The following is a 7,253-nucleotide window of genomic DNA, read 5'->3' on the forward strand; positions in this document are numbered from 1 at the left end:
ACTCCCGCCAGCTACGACGGTCCCCCGGTTCGACGTGATCCGCTTGAATGGCGGCGGACGGAGCGGGATGTTCGAAGAGACGTGGGCACGGTCGGCACTCGAACCCCGCGACCCCGCGATCGGCTACGCGCCGGACGGCGGCATCGTCACGCTCTACCCGCTCGACATCGCGGCGGGCATCCCCCACGGCCTGATCGTGGGGGAGACCGCCGCCCGGCAGCACGCCGTCCGGAACATCGCCCTCGCGCTCGCGTCGTGCTACTCCCCCTGGGACCTCACGTTCGCCTTCGCCGGGCTGGGCGAGCACCCGCTGGGCGAGCCTCTCGACCTCCCGCACATCGTCTTCTCCGACGACGAACTCCTCAGACGACCGCAGCGGCTCCGGGGGTTCATCGACTACGTGGCGGACGAGCTGGAATCCAGGGCGTCCGCGGAGCCGGATAGTGCGCCGGGCGTGGTCGTGTTCGCGGACGTATCGCTGGAGTTCCGGTCCGGCCAACGCGAGGTGGTCAAGGCGCTGCTCTCGCTCGCGGAACGCGGCAAGGCCCTCGGGGTGCATCTCCTGGTCAGCACGTCCACCGTCGAAGACACCACGACATGGAACCGTCTCCTGCCCCTCCTCGGCTGGCGCGTCGTGGCAAGCCGCCTGCCGTCGGCCGAGCTTCAGCGCGTCCTCGAAATGGGCGCCCTTTCCTTCCGCGACGAGCACAGCGCCTACCTCCGCGCGGGAAACCGCAGCCCACGCCAGTTCACCCTGGCCCCGGACCCGCCACGTCCAGCAGTCCACGACTTCGTCCAGCGGACCCAGCGCCGTTGGAAGACCCTTCGTAGGCAGGCCGCCTCGCGAACCCTTGATGCGGGATCCTTCGACGTCATAGTCGAGGAACTCCCCGATATCGTCCCCGACACAGAATTGACGCAAGACGACCGTCACGCGGCGACCGACGCCGGTAAGGCGACGGCGGCATTGCGGGAGATCCTCACCAAGCAAGCCGAGGACGTGCGTCAGGGACGGTCACGCGCACATCGGCACCTGATCTTCCCCGCTCCATACGTGCTGGAGATGAGAACGGTGGCGCGGCTGTACGGGAAGGTACTCGCCGAAAGGAGGCTGCTGACACGGGGCGACCTGGTCACCATGGCCTATGCCCGCTTCTCCCTGGAGGACGACCCTCGCTCCGCGTTCGACCACCTGAAGCGCCTGTACAGCAGAAGTCGGGGAAGCGTCGTTCTCTTTCATGATCCTCCCGGGCAGGACCCCGGGAACAGTGGCCTTCGACCCGAGATGGTCAGGCGTCTGATCAGGTTGATGGACGAGGAGCACGACGACGCGCTGATCATTCTCTCCGGCGAACCGGCGCGGTTCCACGAGTTGCGCCGCACCGTTCCAGAGTTCGCCGAGCGGTTCCGGTGGGTCACCGCGTTGGAGCCGGGTACCCCGCCGGGCACCATCGAAGACCCGGCCGTCGCCGAGATCCTCCGCAGGCTCCGGAACGCCGAGATGCACGCCAGGCCGCCGGACGAGCGACGTCCCCGTCACATCGTGTACGCGGGGACGGACATGCTGCGAATCGCCAGGCTGGCGGTGGAGTATGGGCGGATGCTGGCTGAGCTGGGCGTGCTCTCCCGCGGCGATGTGCGGGAGGCCACCGCCGACTGGTTGGGCTATATCGCAGACGAGCCGGATAAGACCATGGCCGACCTCTTCCGCGAGAGCCGGGGCGGCGTCCTGCTCCTGCACATGACCCGGAAGGCCATCGCTCCAGTGGGGACCACGACTGAGGCGATCTTCCTGGAGCAGCTACGGTCACTGGTACGGGAACACGGCGAAAACCCGGTCGTCATCGTCTGCGTCGACGACGGGCAGATGCTCGGCTTCCGCAGGTTCGAGCCTCACTTCGCCGACCTGTACCGCAGGCTCTCGGAGTTCCCGTTGATCGTGGGGGACACGTCGCCAGAGGAGCCGGCCGAATCGCCGCCGGAACTGCCGGAACTGCCGGAGCTGGTCTACGCGCGGGAGCTTCCCGCCGTTACCAGTCGTCGAATTCCAATCGGAATTCAACATCGCCCGCGCGAGCCGGCTTACGTCCATTTCGACGCGGATCCGCATCTACTGGTCGCCGGGCCGCCGAGGTCGGGGCGCGCGAACGCCCTGCAGCTGCTCATCGACGGGATCAGGGCGCGGCCGGCCGGTGCAGCGACCGACGTCTACGTTTTCGACGCGCACGGGATTCTGCGGTCGCTCGCTGAGGAGCATGGCCATGCCGCATTCCAGGTTCCCGAGGTCGGATACACCGATTCGGTCGAGGAATTCCGCGAGGTCGTGGACTGGTTCGTGCGGGAGCCTCCTGAGACCGAGGTCTTCCTCTTCGTGATCGACCGCGATCTGGAGGACGATCCGCTGCGGGTTTTCCCCCGACATCTACTGACCTCGTTCGACAATCGCGTTCACCTCGTGTTGGCGAAGCTGCTCACCGTCCCCGACCAACGTCTCGATCCGATGGTGTCCGCGTTGCATGAGGCCGGCGCGCCGGCACTGCTTCTCGGGTCTCAGTACGGCCAAGAGCACCGGTTGTACGAGGCCGAGCCGCCGTCTGGACCTGGGCTGGTCGGGCGCGGAGTACTGGTTCGCGGTGGGCGGCGGCACGTCGTCCAGGTCGCCGATCGGTTTGGCTGATGGTCAGCGGCAGGAGGGGGCGGGGAAGCTCCACAGGGCTCGTTTGTGGGCGTATTCGGCGACCGTCCAGATGCGGTTCCAGCTTCGGAAGCAGGACAGGTCCTCCGGGCCGTAGGAGATGGTGCGGGACGTGATGCCCGTCCACCCCCACCATTCACGCTGCGCCGAGAAGAGCCGTCCGCGCTTGTTGCCCAAGCCCTGCGTGAACCACCATTGGCCGTTCGTCCTGACCGCACCTTGAATACGGTCATAAGGCAGTGGCGCAGCCCAGTCGGCCTGGACGGTGCCGTATCCGGACAGTGCCCGCACCGGCCAGGTCACGACACGTCCTCTCGCTCCCTTGGGCCGGCACCATTCGCCGGCGATGAGGGCGTGGTGTCCGGTCGTGCGGTCTATGGCGGTCCAGGACATGCGCAGCGGGCCGCTCCCCCTGCATTGCCCGCCGCCCCAGCCGCGAGCGAAGTTCCAGCTTCCCGTCTGGGGCATCACGTAGCGGTGCCCGTGGCCGTAGTACTTCCCGCCCTGGAGACCGACCCGGCCGGGCTTGCCGGTAGAGCCCGCCTTGCTCCCGCCCAGGTCGTAGATGAGGCGCGTGTCGAACTCGCGTAGGCCGCGGCGGGTGTCGGCCACGTAGAGCTTGTCGCCGTACCAGGCGATGCCGCCCGCGTGGATGCCGATGTCGGTGAAAGTGGGGCTCTTCCCCTTCATCGTCGGATAGACCAGCAGGACGTGCCGGTACACGCGCCGGTCGGGGTCGACGAACGTCACCTTGACGCGTCCGCTGGCGTGCCAGGAGACCAGAATCGGCCGCGTGCCGCCCGGCAGGCGCTCCGACGCCCTGGAGTCGGACGCGGTCGTGACGCCCTGCGGCACCCACGCGCGGGTGGCGGTGTCCGCCCGATTGAAGCAGTACACGAGCGCCCCGGCGGGCACGCCGGCCGCCTTGCCGCAGCCGCCGCGCAGCTTCTTTCCGCCCTGCAGCCCGTCGGCACCGGCCCGGTGCAGCTTCCCGTCGAGCGCCCGGATCGGCACGGCCAGGCCGGGGCCGCGGCGCAGGTCCAAGTCGCGGAGATCCAGCGCCGCGGCCGGGGCCGCCGCCGCCCGCGCGGGCGGTGCGACGACGGCTCCCGCCATCGCCAGCGGCACTCCGGCCGCGAAGACCGCACCCCATCTCCGACACGGAGCGTTCAAGATCATCACGCTCTGCAGCGTTTCCCGCCGCGGCCCGGCGAAACGTCTCCCCCGGATGCGTTGACTTGCGGCGTGTTGTTGTTATGGCGAGCCACATAACAACAACACGCCGCAAGTCAACGGGGTCGGGCGGTCAGGGGAGGTGGCACGTGCCGGTGTCGGACTTTGTCGGGTCGCTTTCAGAGGTGGCCGTTATGCGCAGGGGTGCGCGGCGGGGCGTGGTCGAGTCGGCCTTCGCCCATACCTCGACCTTTGTGCGGTCTCTCGCCTCGGCGGTGGCCAGTTCGTTGGGGAGCCATGCCGTCCAGCCGGGGGGTGCTGTGGCGGTGAGGCGGAACACGTCGGAGCCGTGGTGGCCGCTGCCGCCCCGGCCCGTGTTGCGGAGCGTCACCGTGCACTTGGTCCAGCCGGCGCCGGTCGGGCGGGCGTGGCCGTTGCCGACGCGGACGCCGCGCCGCTGCGGCCCGGCGCCGTCCAGCGAGCGGATCGCGACCGTGTACGACAGGACGCCCTTCCTGTCGCGATGCACGTCTAGGACGTAGAAGTGCAGCCCGTTCGCCTCGTCGACGTACTCGTACTCGCTGCCGGAGTTCGTCCCCGCGTGGAAGAGGGCGTCCGAGAGCTGCCGGTAGTCGCCGATCGTCATCTTCTGCGGGGTGCCGTCCGGCAGGACGAAGTCGACCTTGTCGATGTCCTGCGGGTTGGCGTCCTTCACCCAGATGAACGGGGCCCGGTCCTGGTCCTTCGTCTTCGCCAGCAGGACGCCGGAGTCGGGGGTGAACGAGTCGGTGCCCATCCGGTCGACGACCTCGATCGTGTAGTTGTCGTAGCCGCCGCCGTCGCAGAGCGGGTCGGTGGCGGTGTCGCAGGCCGGGCTCCGATCGCCGCCGAGGACGAGGTTGATGCCCGCGAGACCGCCCCTGCCGGGCTGGACAGCGCGGGCCGTCACCCGGGCGACGACCGTGCCGGACGTGGCGAGCGTCTCCCGGTCGAGCCGCAGGACCTTGGCGGGGTCGACGATGCCGAGCTTCAGTTTGTTGCGCAGCATGTGCTGCGCGCCCATGGACGCGCCGCCGGTGGCGGGGATCGTCCAGCGGCTGTGCGGGCCGCCGGGGCCGTTGAAGGTGCCGCGGCTGAGCATGTCCCACGGGCCGCTGAAGGCACGGCGCGGCGGGTCGCTGTACGGGTTGTTGTAGTTGTCGCCGATGCCCAGGATGTGGCTGAACTCGTGGGCGAACACTGACATGCCGGAGCTTTCGGCCTGCGTGGAGCTGCCGGAGACGGCGTTCGGCCAGAGCGTGGAGCCGGCCTGCCAGGACGTCCAGTCGACGTAGCGGGTGTCCACCCAGTTCGGCAGGTTCGGGTCGCCGGGACCCCATTCGGGCGGGACGTCCTCCTTCGAGGTGAACTTCATCTCGCCGAACTCCTGCCAGGTGGACGACTCGTCCTGGCCGGCACTCAAGAAGAACACGAAGTCGAACTCGGCGGCCTTCTCCTCGCCGACGTCGGCGAGCCATGCGGCGCGGGCGTCGGCGCGCAGGTCGCGGTCGCAGGTGTCGCCTTCTGGGCAGCCCATGCCGCCCTGCATCCGGCTCTCCACGCCGTACTCGTGGTCCTTGGCGGGCATCTCGTACGCGCCGAACGCGGTGAGGTTGACCCCGTACCGGCCGCCGGAGTCCTCCATCCAGTACTCGTGGAGGGTGTGGCCGTGGTTGAGCTTCTGCGGCTTGTTGAGGAAGTCCTGGTAGAACCGGGCGACCTCTTCGCGGGGGACGTCGCTGACCCCGACGGGGTTGCCGAAGATGGTCGAGTTGTGCGGCTGCGTCACCACGAACGGCTGGTTCGGGTAGTCGACGAGGACGATCGCGCCGTTGAAGTTCTTCTCCGACCCCTTGCGGGACGGGTCGGCCCACGACGTGCCGGGGATGGCGCGGTAGTCGTCCCAGGTCATGGTGTCGGGGAGCTCGTAGTTCTGCGGGTCGATGGGACGCGGGGCACCCGCCGCGAACGTGCGGACGCCCGGCTCGTCGAGCTGCCACGGCTGCGTCTGCGGCCAGTGGCGCATCTGCCACGGGTTGGCGGTGGGTTCCGGGACGGGAGGGCTCGGCTGCGCGGCGGCCGGGACGACCGCGAGGCCCACGACCAGCCCTACGGCCGCCGCGGGCACCAGCAGCATGTTCTTGACGCGCATCTTTCCCCTGCCTCTGGTGGGTTGCGCAGAACGTAAGGCAGGGGATTCGGCCCGGCTACGGCCGAGTTAGCCGAGCTTGCGTGGTTTGCCCTGGCATGTCGGACAGTGCGCCCAGGTCACACCGGAAGCTCAGACCGGAAGCTCCCGTCCCGCGACGACGATGCCGTCCTCGTCGCTGTAGAGCCAGTCGCCCGGACGGAACTCCACGCCCCCGAACGTGACCGGGACGTCCACCTCGCCGGCGCCGTCCTTGGCGCTCTTGCGCGGGTTCGAGCCGAGGGCCTTCGCGCCGAGGTCCAGTTCGCGCAGCGCCGCCACGTCCCGGACCGCGCCGTTGATGACGACCCCGGCCCAGCCGTTCGCGACCGCCGCCGCCGCGATCATGTCGCCCATCAGCGCGGACGCCAGCGAGCCGGCGCCGTCCACGACCAGGACGCGGCCCTCGCCGGGCGTATTCAGCAGCTTCTTCACCAGCCCGTTGTCACGGTGGCAGCGCACGGTCGAGACGGGGCCGGCGAACGAGACCCGGCCGCCGTAGCTCTGGAACTGCGTCTCGCAGCTGCGCAGCTCGTCCCCGAAGTCGTCGATGAGGTCAGCGGTCGCGAAGTCCATGCCCGGCAGCCTACTGGGCGGTAACCCGGGTGGGCGCGGGCGCGTCGATGGGCCGGCCGATCAGCCGGGACAGCACGATCGACGTCTTGGTCGCGGTGATGTTGTCCTCGCGCCGCAGCCGTTCGAGGACCTCCTCCAAGTGCCGGATGTCGCGGGCCCGCACGTGGACGAGCGCGCTGGCGTCGCCGCTGATCGTGTAGGCGGCGACGACCTCCGGGTGGCCGCGGACGCTCGAATGGATCTCGTCGGGGGACGTCGCGCCCGTGCAGAAGATCTCGATGAACGCCTCGGTCGTCCAGCCGAGCGCCGCCGGGTCGACGACGGCCGCGAAGCCGTTGATGACGCCGTCCGCGCGCAGCCGGTCGACGCGCCGCTTCACCGCCGGGGCCGACAGCCCGACCTTGTCGCCGATCTGCGCGTACGAGGCGCGGCCGTCCTCCAGCAGCTGCGCAACGATCCGCCGGTCCAGCTCATCAAGACGCAACAAATAACACCTCTGAAGTCGCTTTCCGCCATTGGGAGACGGTCGATTCCGAACATACGCTGGGATACGGACCGGCGGCCACCTGACCCCGCCCGGCC

Annotated in this window: 5 protein-coding genes; 1 reads left to right on the plus strand and 4 read right to left on the minus strand. The window is 69.3% G+C overall.

The annotated features are described in order from the left end of the window. Positions 1-67: 67 nt before the first annotated feature. The gene (locus E1200_RS29160) at positions 68-2,677 is read left to right on the plus strand and encodes a hypothetical protein (protein ID WP_131955292.1); all 2,610 of its coding nucleotides are present in this window, start codon (positions 68-70) and stop codon (positions 2,675-2,677) included. Positions 2,678-2,680: 3 nt separating this feature from the next. Here E1200_RS29160 and E1200_RS29165 read toward each other — a convergent pair whose 3' ends face one another. The 4 genes from E1200_RS29165 to E1200_RS29180 form a co-directional block, all read right to left on the minus strand. Then, positions 2,681-3,811 carry a hypothetical protein gene (locus tag E1200_RS29165; RefSeq protein ID WP_207933604.1) on the minus strand — a complete coding sequence of 377 codons (1,131 nt, stop codon included), beginning with the start codon at positions 3,809-3,811 and terminating at the stop codon, positions 2,681-2,683. Positions 3,812-4,001: 190 nt separating this feature from the next. Next, a complete protein-coding gene (locus E1200_RS29170) occupies positions 4,002-6,059 on the minus strand; it encodes a M6 family metalloprotease domain-containing protein (protein ID WP_243708928.1) in 2,058 nt (685 codons plus the stop codon). Between the two features lie 129 nt (positions 6,060-6,188). Beyond that, positions 6,189-6,671, minus strand: coding sequence for a ribonuclease E activity regulator RraA (gene rraA, locus E1200_RS29175; protein ID WP_131955294.1), 483 nt, complete (start codon positions 6,669-6,671; stop codon positions 6,189-6,191). A 10-nt stretch (positions 6,672-6,681) separates the two neighbouring features. Beyond that, positions 6,682-7,155 (minus strand): Lrp/AsnC family transcriptional regulator, encoded by a 474-nt coding sequence (locus E1200_RS29180; protein ID WP_131955295.1) that lies wholly within the window; start codon positions 7,153-7,155, stop codon positions 6,682-6,684. Between the last annotated feature and the right edge of the window lie 98 nt (positions 7,156-7,253).

It is taken from the genome of Actinomadura sp. GC306 (genome assembly GCF_004348665.1).
Taxonomy (GTDB): domain Bacteria; phylum Actinomycetota; class Actinomycetes; order Streptosporangiales; family Streptosporangiaceae; genus Spirillospora.